We start from the raw sequence: 19,198 nt of genomic DNA on the forward strand, positions 1-19,198 counted from the left end.
AAGGGGCCAGGCGGGACGCTGTGGTCTTGCTAAAGCGCTTTAGTCGGCGTCGAGGCGAGAAAGCACACGGCATGTACCCCAGGACGCGACGAAGCATCTGCTGGAAGGAACTGTCATGAACATCAGAAGGATCGGGGCTGCGGGGGTTGCCCTGACCACGCTGGCCGCCCTCGGCGGCTGTGCCCTCAACGGTGCGGGCGGCGCGGAGAGCGAGAGCACGGCATCGGCCTCGGGCGACGTGACCGGCGAGGTCACGTTGCAGACGTGGGCGCTCAAGCCCAACTTCACCGAGTATGTCGAGGGTGTGATCGCCGGCTTCGAGGAGCAGTACCCGGGCACCGAGGTGACCTGGCTCGACCAGCCGGGCGACGGCTACTCGGAGAAGGTGCTCTCGCAGGCCGCCGCCGGCGAGCTGCCCGACGTCACGAACCTGCCGCCGGACTTCGCGCTCTCGCTGGCGCGCGAGGACCTGCTCTCCGACGTCACGACCCTCGACGACACGCTGGAGGACACCTACGTGCCGGGGGCGCTCGCGGCCTACCAGTACGCGGGCATCGAGGGCACGTTCGGCTTCCCGTGGTACCTGACTACGGACCTGAACTACTGGAACACCGAGATGTTCGAGGCCGCGGGCCTCGACCCGGCGTCGCCGCCCACCACGCTCGACGAGCTTGTCGAGCAGGCGCGCACCATGCAGGACGAGACCGGCGAGTACCTCATGAGCCGCAAGCCCGGCCTGGGTGACTTCGCGGCAGCGGGCCTGCCCGTGCTGTCCGACGACGGCACCGAGTTCACGTTCAACACGCCCGAGGCGGCCGAGCTGCTGGACGTCTACCGCGACGCGTACGCGGACGGCCTCATGCCCGACGACGTGCTCGCCGACGCCTACCTCGGCAACAGCCAGCTGTTCACCGAGGGCCGGGTGGCCTGGTCCACGGGTGGCGGCAACTTCATCAACAGCGTGCTGGAGAACAACCCGTCGCTGGAGGGGAGCATCACCTCGTCGCCGTACATCGGGGAGACCCCGCTGTACGTGCAGGGTCTGTCCGTCTCGAACCAGTCCGAGAACCTGCCGACGGCGGTCGCGCTGGCTCAGTTCGTGACGAACGCCGCCAACCAGGAGGCGTTCGCGGCCGAGGTGCCCGGCGTCTTCCCGTCCACCGCCTCGTCCCAGGAGAACCCCGAGCTCGCCGAGAGCGACGGCACCCCGCAGGGTGAGGCCAAGGCGATCGCGTTCAGCAACCTCACCACCGCGCGGGTGCTGCAGCCGGTCGAGGTCAACGAAGCGATGACCACCATCGTCAACCAGCAGTTCGCAGCTGCGATCGCCGGCGACAAGACCTCGCAGGAGGCCCTGGACACGGCAGTCGAAGAATGCAACCAGCTGCTCGCCGACCAGTGACGACGGCACGCGGGGCCTGGACCCGTCCGGTCCAGGCCCTGCAACCCGCGGCACGCACGTACGCCGTCCGGACGCACTCGTGGTTCACGCCGTGGCTGCTCGTGGCGCCGGCGATCCTGTTCCTCCTGGTGTTCAACCTGTGGCCGACGGCGAACGCGTTCTTCCTGGCGTTCACGAACGTGCGAGTGCTCTCCGGCGGCGAGCTCGTGGGGTTCGCGAACTTCGAGCGCATGCTCAGCGACACCCAGCTCGCCACCGCGCTGATCAACTCGATCGTCTACATGCTGGTGTGCGTGCCGTTCCTGCTGCTCGTGCCGCTGGGGCTGGCGGTGCTGGTGGAGAAGAACCTGCCGGGCATCTCGTTCTTCCGCACCGCCTTCTACACGCCGGTGGTGGCCTCCGCAGTGGTGGTGGCCCTCATCTGGGGCTGGCTGCTCGACGAGCGCGGCGTCATCAATGCGATGGCGCTGAACCTGGGCTTTGTCACCGAGGCGATCCCATTCCTCACGGACCGCTGGCTGGTGATCTTCAGTGCGATCAGCCTGACCATCTGGAAGGGCCTGGGCTACTACATGGTGATCTACCTGTCGGCGCTGGGCGGTGTGCCGCGTGAGCTGCACGAGGCGGCCGCGGTCGACGGGGCGGGAGCGTGGCGCCGGTTCTGGAACATCACGATCCCGGGGGTGCGCAACACGATGCTGCTGGTCTCCGTGATGATCACGGTGTCCGCGCTGCGCGTGTTCGCCGAGCTCTACATCCTGACCAACGGCACCGGCGGCATCGGCGGGGCCGACGTCTCCGTGGTCATGCTCATCCAGATGTACGCCCGCGGGTTCAGCGGCAACCTCGGGTATGCCTCGGCGCTCTCGCTGCTGCTGTTCTTCATCACGCTCGGCCCGCTCCTGGTCATCGCGCGGATCAACCGGGGGAAGGCCTGATGGCGGGCACGCGCACACTCGGCGAGCGTCTGGTCAGCAGGCGCACGGGCACCCCGCGGCCGGTCACCGACCGCACGGGGGCGCGCGGGTTCGCGACGCCGTCGCCGCGCGAGATGGTGCTGCGCTACGCGCTGCTGGTCCTGGTCCTGTTCATCACGCTCGGCCCGTTCCTGTGGCAGCTCTCCACCTCGCTCAAGGGGGCCAGCGAGGACGTGTACACGACCAACCCGAGCTTCCTGCCGAGCGCGCCCACGCTGGCGAACTATGTGCAGGCGTTCGAGACGGTCCCGATCCTGAACTTCGCCGGGAACTCGATAGTGGTGGCGGGGATCGTGATCTTCGGCAACATCGTCGGAGCCACGGCTGCCGGGTATGCCCTGGCTCGGCTGAAGTTCCGCGGCACCAAGCTGGTGCTCGGGGCGATCGTGCTGACGATGCTCCTGCCGGGTGAGGCCACGATCGTGGCGCAGTACCTGACGATCCGGCAGCTAGGGCTCGCCGACACCCTGCTCGGCGTCGCCCTGCCGGGCACGATCGGCATGCTCAACGTGCTGCTGATGCGCACGGCGTTCGCGGCCATCCCGAAGGAGCTGGACGACGCGGCGCTCGTGGACGGGGCGAACGCCTGGCAGCGGCTGCTGCACGTGGGCCTGCCCAACGTGCAGGGCATGCTCGCCGTCATCGCGATCTTCTCGTTCATCGGTGCGTGGGACGACTTCCTGTGGCCGCTCATCGTGCTCACCACACCCGACAGGTTCACGCTCACCGTGGGCCTGGAGTACCTGTCCGGGACGTTCACGAACAACCCGCGGGTGGTGGCCGCGGGCACCATGATCGCGTTCATCCCCATCGTCGTGTTCTTCGCGGCGCTGCAGCGGTACTTCTTCCGCGGTGTCGACGAGGGGGCGATCAAGGGGTGACCCAGAGCGTCGACCGGCCCGGCCGCAGGCCCACGATCGCGGACATCGCCGCTCACGCCGGGGTCTCCCCGACGGCGGTGTCGTTCGCGCTGAACGACCGCCCAGGGATCAGCGAGCAGACCAGGACCCGCATCCTGGCCGCCGTCGCCGAGCTCGGGTGGCGACCCAACGTCGCCGCCCGGGCGCTGGGCGGCCGCCGCGCCGACACGGTCGGGCTGGTCGTCGCGCGCCCCGCCCGGACGCTGGGCGTGGAGCCGTTCTTCGCCCAGCTCGTCTCGGGCCTGCAGGCGCGGCTGTCCACCGACCTCGTGGCCCTCCAGCTGCTGGTCGTGGAGGACATGGCCGCCGAGCTCGACGTCTACCGCCGCTGGGCAGCCGAACGGCGTACCGACGGTGTGGTCCTGCTCGATCTTGAGCAGGACGACCCGCGCCCCGACGAGCTGGTGCGGATGGGCCTGCCCGCCGTCCTGGTCGGCGGCGACGGGTTCCCCGGACCGGTGCCTGCCGTGTTCGCCGACGACCACGCCGCCATGACGGCGCTCGCCGAGCACCTGGCTACGCTGGGGCATGTGCAGGTCGGCCACGTGGGCGGCATCCCCACCTACGTGCACTCCGCGCGCCGGGTCACCGCCCTGCACGACGCCGGGGCCCGCCTCGGCCTGACCATCACCACCGTGCCGACGGACTTCTCGCAGGACGAGGCCGCGGCAGCCACTCGGGCCCTCCTGGCCCGCGACGAAAGGCCAACTGCAATCGTGTACGACTCCGACGTGGCCGCACTCGCGGGCGTTACCGTCCTGGCCGAGGCCGGGCTCAGCGTGCCGGGCGACGTCTCGGTAGCGTCCTTCGACGACTCCGAGCTGGTGCGCCTCGCGCACCCGCCGCTCACCGCGATGACGCGCGACACCTTCGAGCTCGGCGAGCTCGTCGCGGCGACCACGCTGTCGCTGGTCCGCGGCGAACCGGTGCCCGACGTCGTGCGCGCGGCCACCCCCGAGCTGACCGTGCGCGGCAGCACGGGCCAGGTCCCGGGGGCCGCCGCGTGACCGGGCCCGCACACGTCCCGGCGGGACTGCCGGGCGTGGGCCTGACCAGCGAGCACGCGCGAGAGGTGCGGCACGACGGCGCAGGCCGCACCGTTGTGCTCGACGACCTGGACGTCACTCTCCAGGCCGGCGTCGAGCTGCGCTACACCCTCCTGCCGGTGCTCGACGACGAGCTCGCCTACCGCTCGACCTACGTCGGGATCGACCTGCTGCTCGACGACGGGACGTGGCTCGCGCAGGCCGTGCCTGATGGCGCGCTCACGGACCAGCACGGCATGGCCGCGACCGCCGTCGGGCAGGGAGACGCGCGGATCCTGGTGCCCGACCACTGGAACCTGGTCCGCGTGGACCTGTCCGCCGCGGCGGACGCCGCGCCCGGCCGCCGCGTGCGCGCGGCGGCCGTCGTGACCGCGCCGCCGGACGGCGGGCCCACCGAGGTGTGGCTCGACGCCGTGACCCTCGGGCCGCGCCCGGAGCGCACGATCACCGGCCGCACCGACCTTGTGGACACCCGGCGGGGCAGCCACTCGTCGTACGCGTACTCCCGGGGAAACACGGTGCCTGCGGCGGCCGTGCCGAACGGCTTCACGATGTGGGTGCCGTTCACGGACGCGGCGTCGGACCGCTGGCTCTACTCCTGGGCCGCGCACAACGGGCCGGACAACCGCCCGCGCCTGCAGGCCGTCGGCATCTCGCACGAGCCGAGCCCGTGGATGGGGGACCGCGACCAGCTCGCGTTCCACCTCGTCCCGGCGCGGCCCGGTGACGACGAGGTGCCCGACGCCGCTCTGGAAGCTCGCGCCCTCGCCTTCTCGCACGACGACGAGACCGCCCGCCCGCACCTGTACGAGGTAGGCCTGGACGGCGGGGCCCGCGTGGCCGTTGCGGCGTCGGACCACGGCGGCGTGCTGCGGTTCACGTTCCCGCCCGGGGCCACGACCGGCCACCTGCTGATCGACGCCGTGAGCGACTCCGGCGCGGATGGCCCGCCCGTGGCCGTGACGGTGCACGACGATGGCACGTTCACCGGCTGGAGCGACCACGGCAGCGAGCTGTCGGTAGGCCGCAGCCGGATGTACGTGGTGGGCCGGATCTCCCGCCCGGTCCTGCGCACGGGCCAGGCCCGCGGCCGGGACCACGCCACCTACGCCACGGTGGCGCTGGACGCCGACCGCACGGTCGAGGTGCGCGTCGCGACGTCGTACATCGGTGAGGACTTCGCCTGGCGTGCCCTGGACCGGGAGGTGTCCGGCACGTTCGACGAGGTCGCCGACCGCGCCCGCGCACAGTGGGAGGAGCGCCTCGGGGTGCTCGACGTCGAGGGCGCCACCGACGAGCAGCAGGTCACCCTCTACTCGAACCTCTACCGCCTGAACCTGTACCCGTCCTCCTACACGGAGGTGGGAGCCGACGGCGAGGCCGTGCACGCCTCGCCCGTGCTCGACGGCGCGCCCGTGGTGCCCGGCGAGATGTTCGTCAACCACGGGTTCTGGGACACCTACCGCACCTGCTGGCCCGCCTACGCGCTGCTGTACCCGCAGGTCGCGGGACGGCTCGCCGACGGGTTCGTGCAGCAGTACCGCGAGGGCGGCTGGGTCGCGCGCTGGTCCTCGCCCGGCTACGCCGACCTGATGACCGGCACCTCGTCCGACGTCGCCTTCGCCGACCTGTACCTGCGCGACGTCGACCTGCCCGACCCGCTCGCCACCTACGACGCCGCGCTGCGCAACGCGACCGCACTGCCCACCAGGTCCGGCGTGGGCCGCAAGGGACAGGGCTTCGCCCTGACCAACGGCTGGGTGCCCCGCGACGTCGACGAGTCGGTGTCCTGGAGCCTGGAGGGCTACATCAACGACGCCGGGCTGGCCCGGATGGCGCAGGCGCTCGCGGACGCGCCCGGTACCCCGGAGGGCCGTCGTCGCGCCCTGCGGGACGAGGCCGCCTACCTGCGGCAGAGCGCGCTCGGGTACGTGCACCTCTTCGACAACAAGACGGGCTTCTTCCGGGGGCGCGGGCAGGACGGGTCGTTCAACCCGGCCACGTTCGACCCGGACGAGTGGGGCGGCGACTACACCGAGTCCGACGCCTGGAACTTCCTGTTCCACCCGGTGCACGACGGCGCGGGCCTGGCCCGCCTGCACGGCGGGCGCAAGGGGCTCGCGGAGCTGCTGGAGCGGTTCTCAGCCACCCCCGAGCGGGCGGACAAGCCGGGCACCTACGGCACGGCGATCCACGAGATGTTCGAGGCGCGCGACGTGCGGCTGGGCCAGCTCGGGCAGTCCAACCAGGTGTCGCACCACATCCCGTACGTCTGGCTGTTCGCGGGCCGGCCGGACCGTACGCAGGAGACGGTGCGCGAGATCCTGGCCCGCCTGTGGACCGGCAACGACCTCGGGCAGGGGTACCACGGCGACGAGGACAACGGCGAGATGTCGGCCTGGTACGTGCTCTCGGCGCTCGGCCTGTACCCGCTGGAGATCGGGTCGTCGCGCTGGGCGATCGGCTCGCCGCTCTTCGAGCGGGCGGTGGTGCACCGGCCCGACGGCGACCTCGTGGTCGAGGCGCAGGGTGCGGCGGACCAGTGGTACGTGGCGGGTCTGGCGGTGTCGGACGGCGACGGCGCGACGCGGGCAGTCGTGGCGCCGTCGGTGGAGCATCGCGAGCTGACCGGGGGAGCGACCCTGCGGTTCGACCTGTCCGGGACGCCTACGCGCTGGGGGGTGCCGTCGTCGGACGATGAGTCCGGTTCCGGTTCTGACGCCGGAGCCTCACCCGCCGGGCCGTGGCAGCGGGCCGACGGCGGCTGGCGCACCAGCGGCGCACCCCTCTCGCGCCTGACCGACGGTGATCTGACGGCCTCGGTCGAGGTGACCGGAGTCCTCGAGTGGCGGCCGTCCCGTGAGATCCCGGAGGGTGCCGTTATCCGCGCCTACACGCTCACGTCGTCGACCGGGGACCGGGTGCCGCCGTCGGCCTGGCGGCTGGTCGCGGACGACGGGCGCGTGCTGGACGAGCGCTCCGGCGAGGAGTGGCCCTGGCCGGGCCAGCTCCGGCCGTTCGTGCTGGCCGAGCCCGCACCCCTTACCGGCCTCCGGCTGGAGCTGGGCGACGACGGCGCCCTGGCCCAGATCGAGTTGCTCTGCGGCTGAGATCCTGCGGCTTCGGTCCGTTGCTCTGAGATCGGTCAATTAACCGACCGATCTCAGAGCAACGGACCGAAGTCGGTGATGGGTCGCTGCAAGGGACCGAAGTCAGCGGTCGGACCGTGCGGCACTCTCGGCGAGACGCATATCCCGGCATATGAGATCTGGCCGAGGGATTGTTGACTTCGATGGGTTCCATTCGTATCTTCTCTACATCGGGATCGACCGCACTAATCCGACCGGAATGGTGTGGTAAGTCCCGGCAGGTCATGAGCTCCGATGCAAAGCCCCGGCTGGTCGGACGGCAACCCCCCGCGCGGGTGGGTGCCCCGGGTGAGGACCAGGCCGTCCGCCGCCCGGCGGATGACAACACGCGTCGCTCGCCGTCAGGGCGAGCAGGTGAGGAGAACGACGATGACCCGGAGCGCTGCGTCCGCCGTCCACGTGTCCCTGCCGTCCAGGTACGTCGCTGCACGGGCCGGTGTGGCCCCCCGCGAGGACATGTGTTGTCGCTGTTCCTGTCGCTGACCGCGGCAGACCCGACCCGCTGACCGGCCCTCGCCGGTCCTCCGCTCGGACCACCCCTCGGCGCCACGCGCCGAGCCCCGGCCGAAACCGGCCCTCACGTTCCTGACCGGACGTCTCTCTCCTGCTTTCCGGCAGCCTCCGCTCCCGGGTGACCCATGAACGCCGTCGCACATCATCCGTGCGCCGCCGGCAGGGGCCGTCCGGGCGCCGTCGCGCAGCCGCAGCCCGAACGGAGCCCCGCCGTGCCGTACCCACCGCAGCCCACGTCCCTCTCCTCCGCCGGTCCCTCGCCCCGCCCCCTCGTGCTCGGCGTGGACCTCACCTCCGCCGGCGCCCGCCCGGGCGCCCACCGCGCCCGCGGCCCGGTAGCGCCTCGTCCGTTCGACGGCGAGCGGTTCCTCCACCTGATGCGGACCGCCGACCGCGGCCTGCTCGACCTCGTCACCCTCGACGAGAGCTTCCTGCTCCACCCGGGGCGCAGCAAGGTCACCGGGCGGCTCGACACGGCCGTCGCCGCGGCCCGCGCCGCCCGGGTCACGACCGGCGTCGGGCTTGTGGCCGCCGTCGACACCGTGCACGTCGAGGCGGCCCACGCCGCCGTCGCCCTGAGCAGCATCGACCGCGCGAGCGGCGGCCGGGCAGGCTGGCAGGCCACCCGGCACAGTGCGGTTCCCGAGCCCGACGAGGCGTGGGCGGCCCGCGTCGAGCTGGGCATCCACTCCGTGACCCGGGTCTGGACCGGTAGGCCAGGTACGGGTGCCGGGGCGGTCCAGCTCGACGCCGACGGCCGGTTCCGCGTCGACCACGACGGCATCCGGTTCGCCGTCCGCGGCCGGCCGGCGAGCGGCGGCGACCCGTTGCCGCGCGTCTGCCCGCCGGTCGTCGTGCGGGTGCGCTCCGAGGCGAGCGCCGCGCTGGCCGGGCGCACGGCCGACGTCGCGCGGATCGCCGTGACCGACATCGCGCACGCCGTCCGGCTGCGCCGCCTCGTGCGGGACTCGGCCCTGTCCGCCGGGCGCGACCCCGAGGAGGTGCGGGTGCTCGCCGAGGTGTACGTGGTGCTCGCGGCCGAGCGGGCCAGCGCTCGCGCGCGGCTGGAGCTCGTCGAGGCGCTCGAAGGCACCGCGCCCATGGGCAGCTCGCTCGTCTTCGCGGACACCCCGGACGAGCTTGCCGTGCTCGTCGCCGACTGGGCGTCGGTCGGTGCCGCCGACGGGTTCCTGCTGCGCCCGTCCTCGCTCAGCTCGGACCTCGACGCGATCACCGACCACCTGGTGCCCGCCCTCCAGCGGGCGGGGCTGTTCCGCACCGAGCGCACGGAGACGACGCTGCGCGGGTCGCTCGGGCTGCCCGACGCCGACGCGGTCGACCGGGCGCAGCCCACGGGCCGGCTGCTGAGCGCCTGACGCGGGCGCCGACCGCACCCGAGCAGCACCGCACCAAAGACACCACACCCATTCGTGAGGGAGAACAAATGACCACCCCTGAGGCGCAGACGCCTGAAGCGCAGACCCCCGAGCTGCAGGACCCTGAGCTGCAGAACCCCGAGGCAGCCGGCGCCAAGGTCGCGAGCGGCGCCCTGCTGATCGACGTCCGCTCGGCGGCCGGGCGGGCGTCGTCGGGCGAGATCCCCGGCGCCACGCTCGTGGACCGGGACAACCTCGACGCGCTCTTCGGGCCGTCCGACCACCCGGCGATCACGGTCGACACGCCGGTAGTGATCGTGTGCGGCTCGATCAAAGGCTCCGGCCCGGTCGCCGAGGCGCTGGCCGCGCGCGGCTACACCGACGTCTCGCACGTCGACGGCGGGTTCCCCGCCTGGAAGGAGGCCGGACTGCCCGCCACGGAGCCCGAGCCGAGCGCCGCGCCATGACGGGGTTTGCCACCCGCCAGGTCCACGCGAGAGCAGCCACGTCCGACGGCGGTGCGCCCGACGCCGCGCCGTCGGGCCGCGTGACTCCGCGCGCGACGCCGGTGTACCTGACCGCTGGCTTCGAGTTCGAGCAGTGGGAGCAGGCCGGCGGCCACTTCGGCGCCGGGGAGGGGTTCGCCTACACGCGGACCGGCAACCCGACCACCGCCGCCGTCGAGCAGCGGATCGCCGCGCTCGAAGGCGGCACGGACGCCCTGTTCGTGGCCAGCGGGCAGGCGGCCGTCACGGTCGCCCTGCTCGGCCTGGTCGCGGCCGGCCAGCGGGTGCTCGCGGCGTCCAGCCTGTACGAGGGCACGCGCGGGCTGCTCCTGGAGAACCTGCCCCGGCTCGGCATCGAGGCCGACTTCGTGGACGACGCCGCCGACCCGGCCGCCTGGGAGCGGGCGATCCGTCCCGAGACCCGCGTGCTGTTCCTGGAGTCGATCCCGAACGCCCGCAACGACCTGCCGGATCTTGCCGCCGTGGCCGACGTCGCGCACGCCCACGGACTGGCGCTCGTCGTGGACAACACGCTCGCTACGCCGTACCTGCTGCGCCCGATCGAGCACGGGGCCGACGTCGTGGTGCACTCCGCCAGCAAGTTCCTGGCCGGTCACGGCTCGGTGCTGGGCGGCGTCGTCGTCGACTCCGGGACGTTCGACGCCGCCGCGTCGGGTGCGCTGTACCCGCACCTGGTGGCGCCGTCGCGCACCGGCGGGCCGTCCGTGGCCGAGCGGCACGGCGGCCGGGCGCGCCTGGCATACCTGCGCGAGACCGTGGCGCCGCGGTTCGGCCCCACACCGTCGCCGCTGAACGCGTTCCTCGTGGGGCAGGGCATCGAGACCCTGTCGCTGCGCGTGGCGCGGCAGAGCGCCAGCGCGCTGGAGATCGCGCGGTGGCTGGCGTTCCGGCCCGAGGTGGTCTCCGTGGACTACTCCGGGCTGGACTCGAGCCCGTCGTACGCGCTGGCCAAGCGGTACCTGCCCGACGGGCAGGGCTCCGTCTTCACCTTCACGCTGCGCGGGGGCGCGCCCGCCGCGCGCGCGTTCGTCGAGGCCGTCGAGGTCGTCACGCACATGACGCACATCGGCGACGTCCGCTCGCTCGTGCTGCACCCCGAGAGCACGAGCCACGTGCTGCGCACCCCCGATGAGCGCGCCGCAGTGGGTGTCTACCCCGGCACCCTGCGCCTGTCCATCGGCGTCGAGGACCTGCCCGACCTGATCGAGGACCTGGAGCGGGGGCTCCTGGCCGCTGGCCGGGCCGCCGGCGGGGCCGATGATTCCAGCGAGGCCGACGACACCCGCGGGGCCGACGACTTCCGTAAGGAGACACCATGACCCGCCTGCAGCACCTGGGCTGGTTCCTGTCGCGCGGCTTCGGGCCGCACGGCTGGGGCCACGACTATCTGGACTGGAACTACGACTGGACCCGGCCCGACCTCTACGTCGAGTCGGCCCGCGCGCTGGAGCAGGCGGGGGTGGACCTCCTGATCATCGAGGACGCCCCGTCGCTCGGCAGCCCCGAGACCATCGACCTGCGTGTGCGGCAGGCGTTCGGCGGCCCCAAGCACGACCCGCTGCTGCTGGCCCCGTACCTGTTCGCGGCCACGCAGCACCTCGGCGTCGTGCCGACGGTCAACCCGGCCGCCGTGCTGCCGTACACGGGCGCGCGCCAGCTCGCGACGCTACAGCACCTGTCGGGCGGCCGGTTCGGCCTCAACCTCGTCACCGACACGGGCAGCGCGCGCCACTTCTCCGCCGCGCCGCCGCTCGGGCACGACGCCGCGTACGACCGCGCCGAGGAGTGGCTCGACGGCGTCCGCTCGCTGTGGCGGTCCTGGGACGACGGCGCGCTGCTCGCCGACCGGGGCGCCGGCGGCGTCTCCGGCCGGTACGCCGACGGGAGCCTGCTACGCCCGGTGCGGCACCGCGGCGAGCACTACGAGTTCGACGGCCCGCTCAACGCGATCCCCTTCGAGCAGGGCGCGGACGGCGAGCCGGTGATCGTCTCGCCCGGCGGGTCCGGCCGGGGGCTGGCGTTCGCAGGGGCGAACAGCGACGTGCAGCTCGCGCTCGCGCCGCTGACCGAGCAGAGCGTGCGCGACTACCGGGCCAAGATCCACGCCGCGGCGCGCGCCGCCGGACGGGCGCTCGAGCACGTCAAGGTCCTGTTCGCGATCCGCCCGGTGCTCGTCTCCAGCCCGGCCGAGGCGGACCGGCTCGTGGCGGCGTCGGCGAACCCCGACGACGCGACGCTGCTGCACATCGCCGAGCAGCAGTCGAGCGACCTGGAGACCGACCTGACCGCGCTCGACCTGGACAAGCCACTGCCCACCGGCCTCTTCGGCGACCACGTCTCGCACGGGTCCATCAAGCGCCTGGTGGGCGGCCACGACCTCGCCACCACACCCCTACGCGAGCTGCTCGGCGGGTTGGCCCGGCTCGGCCGGATCGCCGACCGCTCGGGCTGGGTGGGCACGGCGGGCGAGCTCGCCGACCTGATCGAGGAGCTGGGGGAGTGGGGCAACGACGGTGTGCTGCTGTGGGGCGACCTGCACCCCGTCACTGTGCACCGCACACTCGACGAGCTGGTCCCGATCCTGCGCCGGCGGGGAATCCTCCGCACGGAGTGGGCCGACGGCGGCCTGCGGGCGAACCTGCGGGCGTTCTGAACCGAACCACTGGAAGGAGCACCGCGGTGTCGGTGATCGTGTCGGACCCGACCTGGGTCGCCACCACCTGGGACGACCCGCGCGCCGCCGCGCTACGCGAGGCCATGACCAGCGACCTCGCCCCGCGCTACGCCGATCTGTGGGAGCAGCGCGCCCGGCAGCTCGCGGCCGCGGGGCCGGGCGCGCTGAGCAGGGTGCCGACGGCGGACGAGGTGCTCGTGACCTGGATCGCCCTGGACGGCATCGAACCCGTGGCGACCGGGTCGCTGCGCCGCCTGGGCGGCACGGCCCAGCACCCCGAGGTGATCCACGAGGTCAAGCGGATGTTTGTCCTTCCAACGCATCGCCGCCGGGGCCTGGCGGCGGGGGTGCTGGCCGCCGTCGAACGCTCCGCCGTGGACCGGGGGATCGAGGTGCTGTACCTGCAGACCGGCATCCGCCAGCCGGAGGCGGTGGCGCTGTACGAGCGCGAGGGCTGGACCCGGACCGCCGCCTACCCGCCCTACCCGGCGGAGACGAGCATCTGCTTCGAGAAGCGCCTCTGACCCGAAGCTGTCAGACCTGCGGATCACCCGCGTGACCCGCAGGTCCGACAACTTCGGGAGCCGGGCGCGCGGTAGCGTCAGCGACGTGAACCCCGACTCCTGGCGGCGCATCGCGGCGTGGCTCGTCGACTGGCTGTGCTTTCTGGTGTGGCTGGCGCTGATCGCGGCGATCGGGATCCCGCTGTACCTCTCCGGCGTGACGGACCAGTGGTCGGCCACGACCACGAACGTCATTGCCGCGCTGGTCACGGCGGTGCCGCTGACGATCTTCCTCGCGGTCCTCGAGTCCGGCCCCCGGCAGGCGACGATCGGCAAGCGTGTGCTGGGGCTCAAGGTGGTCGGCGCCGGCGACGGCGGGCGGCTCTCGTTCGCCGCGGCCCTGCTCCGGAACGTGCTCAAGATCGCGGTGCCGTGGACCATCGGGCACGCGGCGGCGATCGCCCTCGTCGGTTCGTCGACCATCGGACCGGGCCTGATGATCCTCACCGCGGCTGCCTACGTCCTGCCGATCGCCTACGTCGTCACCCTGTTCGCTGGCGCGGGCCGCACCCCGTACGACCGAGCCGGGGGTGCTCGCGTCGTCCGGGCCTGACGGCCTCCCGTGAGGCCGGCAGTCTCCTGTGAGGTCGGCACTTGGCACCGAGGTCGGTCCAGCCCTGGACCGACCTCAGTGCAAACTGCCGACTCTGTGGGGCAAACTGCCGACCAGCGCGGGGCCTACGCCGCGCCTACGGCGGTGCGGCGGGTGAGCGGGGCGCGGAGGCCCAGGTGGTGGCGCAGGGTCGTGCCCGTGTACGACGTCGGGTAGGCGCCGCGCTCCTGCAGCTCGGGGACCACCCGGTCGACGATGTCGTCCAGACCCGACGGCACGATCCACGGGCTGATGTTGAAGCCGTCGACGGCGCCGGTGCGCACCCACCGGATCAGGTCCTCGGCCACCGACGTGGGTGTGCCCTGGAACCCGCGCTCGCTGTTGTTCCGGATCACCAGCTCGCGGATCGACAGGTGCTCCGCCTCGGCCAGCGCCCGCCACTGCGCGGCGATCTCGCGGGTACGGGCACCCGTCGTCGACGAGCCGCGCTCGCCGCCCAGCTCCTCCACCACCGGGTCGTGCGCCGGGAGGGGGCCGTCCGGGTCGTAGCCCGAGAGGTCCTCGCCCCAGATGTTGCCGACGATCGACAGCGCCGTCGCGGGGGTCACCTGGTTCCAGCGCACCCAGCGGGCCCGCTCCTCGGCGTCGGCGGGTGTGTCGCCGACGATGATGCCGGTGCCCGGGAAGATCTTGACGTCGTCCTCCGGGCGCCCGGCCGCTACGGCCCGGCGGCGCACGTCCGCGGCGAACTCCAGGGCGTCGGCCAGCACCGAGCCGTGCCGGGAGAAGATGACGTCCGCGTTGGCGGCCGCGAAGTCCCGGCCCTGGGGCGAGTCGCCCGCCTGGAAGATGATCGGGTGGCCCTGCGGACTGCGCGGCGTCGTGGGGTCGAGCTCGACCTCGAACAGGGCGCTGTGCTCCGACACGTGCGCGACCGTGCCGTCGGAGGAGCCGGAGCCGGCCGGGGCGCCCGTGCCGTCGGGGAACGCGTCCCAGATCTGCCGCGCGATGTTGAGCTGCCCCTGCGCCCGCTCGTAGCGCAGCGCGTGGTCGAGGTAGCCGCCGCGGCGGAAGTTTGCCCCGGTCCACGCGTTGTCGGTGGTCACGACGTTCCACGCGGCGCGCCCGCCGGACAGCACGTCCAGGCTCTGCAACCGGCGGGCCAGCTCGGCCGGGTCGCTGTACGTGGTGTTCTGCGTGGCCACCAGCCCGATGTGCGTGGTGATCGCGGCCAGGGCCGCGAGCTGCGTGATGGCGTCCGGCCGCCCGACGACGTCGAGGTCGTGCAGCGCGCCCCGCGACTCGCGCAGCCGCAAGCCCTCGCCGAGGAAGAACGCGTCGAACAGGCCGCGTTCGGCGGTGCGGATCACACGCTCGAAGGTGGCGAAGTCGGTCTGCGAGCCCGACTCGGGGTCCGACCAGACGGTGGTGTGGTTGACCCCCTGGAAGAACACGCCGAAGTGCACCTGGGCGTGCGGGCGGGTGATCGGGAATTCGGTCATGGACCTCTCCTCAGACGCTCACGGCGGCAGCCGGGGCGCGCACGTCGTAGCGGTTGGCAGGGCGCGGCAGCCCGAGGGACTCGCGCAGCGTCGCACCCGGCCGGGGCGCCGCGACAAGGCGGGCCGCGCGCAGGGTGGGCAGCACGTCGCGCGCGAGCACGGGCAGGTCGACGTCGAGCACGGCCGGCAGCAGGCGCACGCCGTCCACCGGGCGGTGTCCGTCAGGCCCAGGGGTGGCGAGGTCGGTCAGCAGCTGCACCAGGCCCGCGGCGCTGCCCACATGCTGGAGCGCGCGGGTGTCCCACGTCGAGCGCACCCCCGCCGGCGTGCTTGCCCGCAGCTCGGCGAGCCGTTCGGCGCCGGTGCGACCCCCGGCGTCGAGCACCACCTCGATGTTTATGCCGGCCAGTGGCGAGCGCTCGCGTGCAGCGGCTGCGTTGCCGATGGCGGTGGAGACGCCGGCGCCGCCTACCAGCGTGACGTCCACAAGCTGCTCGGCCGGTCCCGGGCGCGCCGGGGAGCCGACGGCCGGCGCCACGTCGCCGTCGGCCGCGAGAACAACGAGCTGCCCCTGCGGCGGCCGGGGCGTGATGAGCGGCCCCTTGACCGAGAAGCTCTCGCCCACGAAGTCCACGTAGTGCAGCCGGTCGCGGTCGATGTACCGGCCGGTGGCGACGTCGCGCACCACCGCGTCGTCCTCCCACGAGTCCCACAGGTCGCGCACCACCTGCACGACGTCGCGTGCTTCACGCGCCAGGTCGCCCACGACGGCCCGGCCGTAGGCATCGGCCGTCGCGGCGTCGCGCGTGACCGACGCGACCCAGCCGCCGCGGCCGGCCGCCGCGATGTCCAGGGACGCGAGCTGCGCCGCGACGTGGAACGGCTCGGGGTAGGTGGTCGGGACCTGTGGCACGAGGCCGATCGCCGTCGTCGTACGGGAGACGAACGCCGCGCGCGTGACCGAGTCCAGGCGCGCCGCGGCGGGCGAGCCGGGGACGGCCGGGAGCAGCGCGTCGGCGAACGAGACGAAGGTCAGGCCCGCGTTCTCGGCCTGCCGGACCGTGCGGGCCAGCCGGGCGCCGGACACGAGGTCGGCACCCGACAGGCCGGTCACGGCGGCGGCCGCGGGATGGGCGCCGGCGCCGTCGGCGTCGAGGCCGACAAAGAAGGGAGAAGAAGGCAAGGTGTCCTCCGGTGTGGTCGTGGCAACCGCGGCAGACCTGCCGCGGGCGCCGACGAGGTCAGATCGTGGTGTCGTCGCCGATCCGGTGGTAGGTGCGGTCCTTGTAGACCAGCGGGGACGCCTTCGGCTCCCGGCGGGCGGCCGTTCCCGCCCCGGTGCCGGACCGGGCGCTCGCGGCCGTGAGGCTGGACTCCAGCGCGCGCAGCGACACGAGGTAGCTGTCGCCCACTGGCGTGCGCTGCACCACCCGTGCCCGGAACCACGACACCGCGCCGTCGATCACGGGCTCGCCCGTCGGCAGCGCCGTCCACCCGCCGTCGGCGAACCGGTCGATGCCGCTGGTGGCGAACCGGGCCGAGATGTCGTCCTGGTGGTCGGCGAGGAAGCTGACCGCGAGGGTGGAGGCCTCCGAGACCGCGGGCCAGGACGACGACGTGGAGGCGAGCGAGAACGCCAGCAGCGGGGGCGCCGCGGACACCGAGATCACCGACGTGGCGGTGAAGCCGACCAGCTGCCCCTCGTGCTCGAGCGCGATGACCGCGACCCCGGCCGGGTGGTTGCGGAACACGGTCTTGAACTCCTCGGGGGTCAGCTGGGGTTCGTCCTGCTGGGCCAAGAGCTCCTCCAGGGCCGAAAGGTCGATGTTCTCGGCGGTCATCGGACGACCTCCCCTGCCACGGAGCCGGCGCCGACGGGGACTTCGGCGGGCCGTACCGCGCGGCGCAAGGGCTCGCTCGCCCGCTGCAGCCAGCTCTCGATCGCGCCGTCGAGGTCAGCCAGCTGGGCCTCGGTGACGGTCAGCGACCGGGCGGGCACCGTCGCTCCGAGCTCGACCAGCACGGGCCGCAGGTGCACCTCGCCGGCCAGCGCGTGGGCCGGGTTGCCCGAGACGACGAGCGGTACGGCGACGACCCCCGCCAGGCCGTCGTTGCCGTACAGGTCGAGGAAGGACTTGAGCAGGCCCGTGTAGGCCGCTTTGTAGACGGGCGTAGCGATCACGGCGACAGTCGCGTTGGCGAGGCGCGCCTTGGCGGCGTCGGCCGTGGGGTGCTCCGGGGTGAGGATCTCGCCGGCGAACGTCGCCAGGTCGACGGTCACCACGTCGTCGATCTGCAGGACGGCGGCGATCCGGTGCGCGGCAGCTTCGGCAGCGCCCAGGGTGCGGGACCCGGGACGGGGGTTTCCGGAGACGACCACCACGGTGGGGGCGGGCGGTGTGGCTGGTGCAGTCATGGAAGGCTCCTCGCAACGTTTTGTGCAGTTGGTCGCGCGGCGGGCGGGTGACCATGGGGAGGTATAGGCGCCGGATCGGAAGATGACCAGGACCAGGCCCGGTCTTCTCACTATCCGGACCTCCGGCTCAGGCTCTGCCTTTGTCGGCTGAGCCTGCGGTTCCGCTCCAGGCGAGTGCCTCGTTCCTCGGCCCTCACCCTTCGCTTCACCTCCGGCTCAGCCGAACGCCCGCGCCAGCCGGCCGACGGCGGTGCGCAGCTCCGCGTCGGTCCGGTCGCCGTAGGCGAGCCGCAGGCGCCGTGCCGAGTCGGTGCCTGGTCCCGTGATGAAGAACTCGCCCTGCTGGTAGTCGATTCCCTCGGCGCTCGCGCGCTTGTGCAGCGCTGCGGTGTCCACCGAGTCGTCGACCAGGCGCGGCCAGAGGAAGAACCCGCCCTCGGGCTCGGTGACCTCGAACCGCCCCGGGAGCTGGGTCCGCAGCTCGGCCACCAGCAGCTGGGCGCGATGCCGGTACAGCTCCCGCGCCCGGCCGAGCGTGGTGTCGAACCAGCCGGGGCGGGTGACCAGCAGGTGCTGGACGAGCGTCTGGACGAACGTCGAGGAGTGCGAGTCCTGCCGGTTGCGCAGCCGCAGGACGACGTCGACCAGGTGTTCGGGCAGCACCAGCCAGCCCAGGCGCAGGCCGGGGCCGAGCGTCTTGGTGAACGTGTTGACGTGCACCACGTGCTCGGAGTCGAAGAACACGCGCCGCCCCTGGTCGGTGCCAGCGAAGCGCAGCTCGCGGTACGGGTCGTCGGCGATGACCACAAAGCCGTACCGCGCCGCCAGCTCCACCAGCGCGGCGCGCTTGGCCGCCGACAGGGTGCCCTGCGTCGGGTTGTGGAAGTCCGGCACCGTGTATACGGCGGCGATGCGCTCGCCGTCGGCCAGCCGCCGCGCCAGGTGCTCGACGTCCAGCCCGTCGGGCTCGACGGGCACGGGCAGCGTACGGGCGCCAACCAGCTCCAGGGTGCGCAGGAACAGGGGATAGGCCGGGTTGTCGATCGCGACGACGGCTCCGCGCTCGACCAGCGCCTGGACCGTCAGGGACAGGCCGTGCATGCCGCCGTTGGTGATCAGGATCCGGCGCGGGTCCACCCCCTCGCGTTCGGCGATCCAGCCGCGCAGACCCTCGAAGCCGTGCGAGCCCGAGTACTGCAGCGACGCCGCGGCGCCACCGGCGTCCCACACCTCGCCGAGGGCCTCGCGCAGCTCGGCCAGCGGCAGCGCCGACGGGTCGGGGATGCCGCCGAGCAGGCGGATCGCGTCCGGGCGCGGGGAGAGCAGGCTCTGGTCGCCGAACCCCTTCGGGACCGTCAGCCCCTGGGCGAGGACGGACGGGACCAGGGGGACGGGCGGCGGTGTCGTCGTCGGCGAGTCCGGGGTGGTCGGTTCGGTGAGCGTCATGTCGGGCAGATATAGGGCACCCGGGCCCGGACGCCATGGTTCGCACGGAACTTCTCAACCCGTGGACAGCCCGCCGTCGGCCGCCCAGGATCCGAGACATGGCAGCGGATCGTTGACTCGCATGGTCACGGGCT

Annotated in this window: 16 protein-coding genes and 1 riboswitch; of the genes, 11 read left to right on the top strand and 5 right to left on the bottom strand. The window is 72.9% G+C overall.

Going from position 1 to position 19,198, the window contains the following annotated elements; all coding sequences use genetic code 11:
* Positions 1–115 precede the first annotated feature (115 nt).
* The 11 genes from AB1046_RS01750 (at position 116) to AB1046_RS01800 (ending at position 13,700) form a co-directional block, all read left to right on the top strand.
* Positions 116–1,402 carry an ABC transporter substrate-binding protein gene (locus tag AB1046_RS01750; protein ID WP_369372063.1) on the top strand — a complete coding sequence of 429 codons (1,287 nt, stop codon included), beginning with the start codon at positions 116–118 and terminating at the stop codon, positions 1,400–1,402.
* Entirely contained in the window at positions 1,399–2,340 is a 942-nt protein-coding gene (locus AB1046_RS01755; protein ID WP_369372064.1) for a carbohydrate ABC transporter permease, read from the top strand. Before AB1046_RS01750 ends, AB1046_RS01755 begins: the two co-directional genes overlap by 4 nt.
* Entirely contained in the window at positions 2,340–3,260 is a 921-nt protein-coding gene (locus AB1046_RS01760; protein ID WP_369372065.1) for a carbohydrate ABC transporter permease, read from the top strand. The genes AB1046_RS01755 and AB1046_RS01760 overlap by 1 nt, the downstream gene beginning before the upstream one ends.
* Positions 3,257–4,306, top strand: coding sequence for a LacI family DNA-binding transcriptional regulator (locus AB1046_RS01765; RefSeq protein ID WP_369372066.1), 1,050 nt, complete (start codon positions 3,257–3,259; stop codon positions 4,304–4,306). Before AB1046_RS01760 ends, AB1046_RS01765 begins: the two co-directional genes overlap by 4 nt.
* Positions 4,303–7,455 (top strand): GH92 family glycosyl hydrolase, encoded by a 3,153-nt coding sequence (locus tag AB1046_RS01770; protein ID WP_369372067.1) that lies wholly within the window; start codon positions 4,303–4,305, stop codon positions 7,453–7,455. The genes AB1046_RS01765 and AB1046_RS01770 overlap by 4 nt, the downstream gene beginning before the upstream one ends.
* A 259-nt stretch (positions 7,456–7,714) precedes the next feature.
* Positions 7,715–7,827, top strand: a riboswitch (SAM riboswitch).
* Positions 7,828–8,219: 392 nt separating this feature from the next.
* A complete protein-coding gene (locus AB1046_RS01775) occupies positions 8,220–9,383 on the top strand; it encodes an LLM class flavin-dependent oxidoreductase (RefSeq protein ID WP_369372069.1) in 1,164 nt (387 codons plus the stop codon).
* A 68-nt stretch (positions 9,384–9,451) separates the two neighbouring features.
* Complete coding sequence (locus AB1046_RS01780; protein ID WP_369372070.1) at positions 9,452–9,850, top strand: rhodanese-like domain-containing protein; 399 nt, start codon at positions 9,452–9,454, stop codon at positions 9,848–9,850.
* Positions 9,847–11,229: an O-acetylhomoserine aminocarboxypropyltransferase/cysteine synthase family protein gene (locus tag AB1046_RS01785; RefSeq protein ID WP_369372071.1), complete on the top strand. Its 1,383-nt coding sequence runs from the start codon at positions 9,847–9,849 to the stop codon at positions 11,227–11,229. Before AB1046_RS01780 ends, AB1046_RS01785 begins: the two co-directional genes overlap by 4 nt.
* Positions 11,226–12,563: an LLM class flavin-dependent oxidoreductase gene (locus AB1046_RS01790; RefSeq protein WP_369372072.1), complete on the top strand. Its 1,338-nt coding sequence runs from the start codon at positions 11,226–11,228 to the stop codon at positions 12,561–12,563. Before AB1046_RS01785 ends, AB1046_RS01790 begins: the two co-directional genes overlap by 4 nt.
* Positions 12,564–12,589: 26 nt before the next feature.
* Positions 12,590–13,108: a GNAT family N-acetyltransferase gene (locus AB1046_RS01795; RefSeq protein ID WP_369372074.1), complete on the top strand. Its 519-nt coding sequence runs from the start codon at positions 12,590–12,592 to the stop codon at positions 13,106–13,108.
* Between the two features lie 31 nt (positions 13,109–13,139).
* Positions 13,140–13,700: an RDD family protein gene (locus tag AB1046_RS01800; RefSeq protein ID WP_369372075.1), complete on the top strand. Its 561-nt coding sequence runs from the start codon at positions 13,140–13,142 to the stop codon at positions 13,698–13,700.
* 125 nt (positions 13,701–13,825) lie between these two features.
* Here AB1046_RS01800 and AB1046_RS01805 read toward each other — a convergent pair whose 3' ends face one another.
* The 5 genes from AB1046_RS01805 to AB1046_RS01825 form a co-directional block, all read right to left on the bottom strand.
* Positions 13,826–15,202: an NtaA/DmoA family FMN-dependent monooxygenase gene (locus AB1046_RS01805; RefSeq protein WP_369372076.1), complete on the bottom strand. Its 1,377-nt coding sequence runs from the start codon at positions 15,200–15,202 to the stop codon at positions 13,826–13,828.
* A gap of 10 nt (positions 15,203–15,212) precedes the next feature.
* On the bottom strand, positions 15,213–16,385 hold the full coding sequence (locus AB1046_RS01810; protein WP_369372078.1) for a nitrilotriacetate monooxygenase: 1,173 nt from the start codon (positions 16,383–16,385) through the stop codon (positions 15,213–15,215).
* A gap of 58 nt (positions 16,386–16,443) precedes the next feature.
* Positions 16,444–17,043: a flavin reductase family protein gene (locus AB1046_RS01815; protein WP_369372079.1), complete on the bottom strand. Its 600-nt coding sequence runs from the start codon at positions 17,041–17,043 to the stop codon at positions 16,444–16,446.
* Positions 17,040–17,618, bottom strand: a complete 579-nt coding sequence (locus AB1046_RS01820) for an NAD(P)H-dependent oxidoreductase (RefSeq protein WP_369372080.1) — start codon at positions 17,616–17,618, stop codon at positions 17,040–17,042. The genes AB1046_RS01815 and AB1046_RS01820 overlap by 4 nt, the downstream gene beginning before the upstream one ends.
* 216 nt (positions 17,619–17,834) lie before the next feature.
* Complete coding sequence (locus tag AB1046_RS01825) at positions 17,835–19,064, bottom strand: PLP-dependent aminotransferase family protein (RefSeq protein WP_369372081.1); 1,230 nt, start codon at positions 19,062–19,064, stop codon at positions 17,835–17,837.
* Positions 19,065–19,198 lie beyond the last annotated feature (134 nt).

It is taken from the genome of Promicromonospora sp. Populi (assembly GCF_041081105.1).
GTDB lineage: Bacteria > Actinomycetota > Actinomycetes > Actinomycetales > Cellulomonadaceae > Promicromonospora.

Coding starts and splice junctions, on each gene's coding strand:
- AB1046_RS01750 (WP_369372063.1), top strand. CDS start 116: ATGAACATCAGAAGGATCGGGGCTGCGGGGGTTGCCCTGACCACGCTG.
- AB1046_RS01760 (WP_369372065.1), top strand. CDS start 2,340: ATGGCGGGCACGCGCACACTCGGCGAGCGTCTGGTCAGCAGGCGCACG.
- AB1046_RS01780 (WP_369372070.1), top strand. CDS start 9,452: ATGACCACCCCTGAGGCGCAGACGCCTGAAGCGCAGACCCCCGAGCTG.
- AB1046_RS01785 (WP_369372071.1), top strand. CDS start 9,847: ATGACGGGGTTTGCCACCCGCCAGGTCCACGCGAGAGCAGCCACGTCC.
- AB1046_RS01790 (WP_369372072.1), top strand. CDS start 11,226: ATGACCCGCCTGCAGCACCTGGGCTGGTTCCTGTCGCGCGGCTTCGGG.
- AB1046_RS01805 (WP_369372076.1), bottom strand. CDS start 15,202: ATGACCGAATTCCCGATCACCCGCCCGCACGCCCAGGTGCACTTCGGC.
- AB1046_RS01815 (WP_369372079.1), bottom strand. CDS start 17,043: ATGACCGCCGAGAACATCGACCTTTCGGCCCTGGAGGAGCTCTTGGCC.
- AB1046_RS01820 (WP_369372080.1), bottom strand. CDS start 17,618: ATGACTGCACCAGCCACACCGCCCGCCCCCACCGTGGTGGTCGTCTCC.
- AB1046_RS01825 (WP_369372081.1), bottom strand. CDS start 19,064: ATGACGCTCACCGAACCGACCACCCCGGACTCGCCGACGACGACACCG.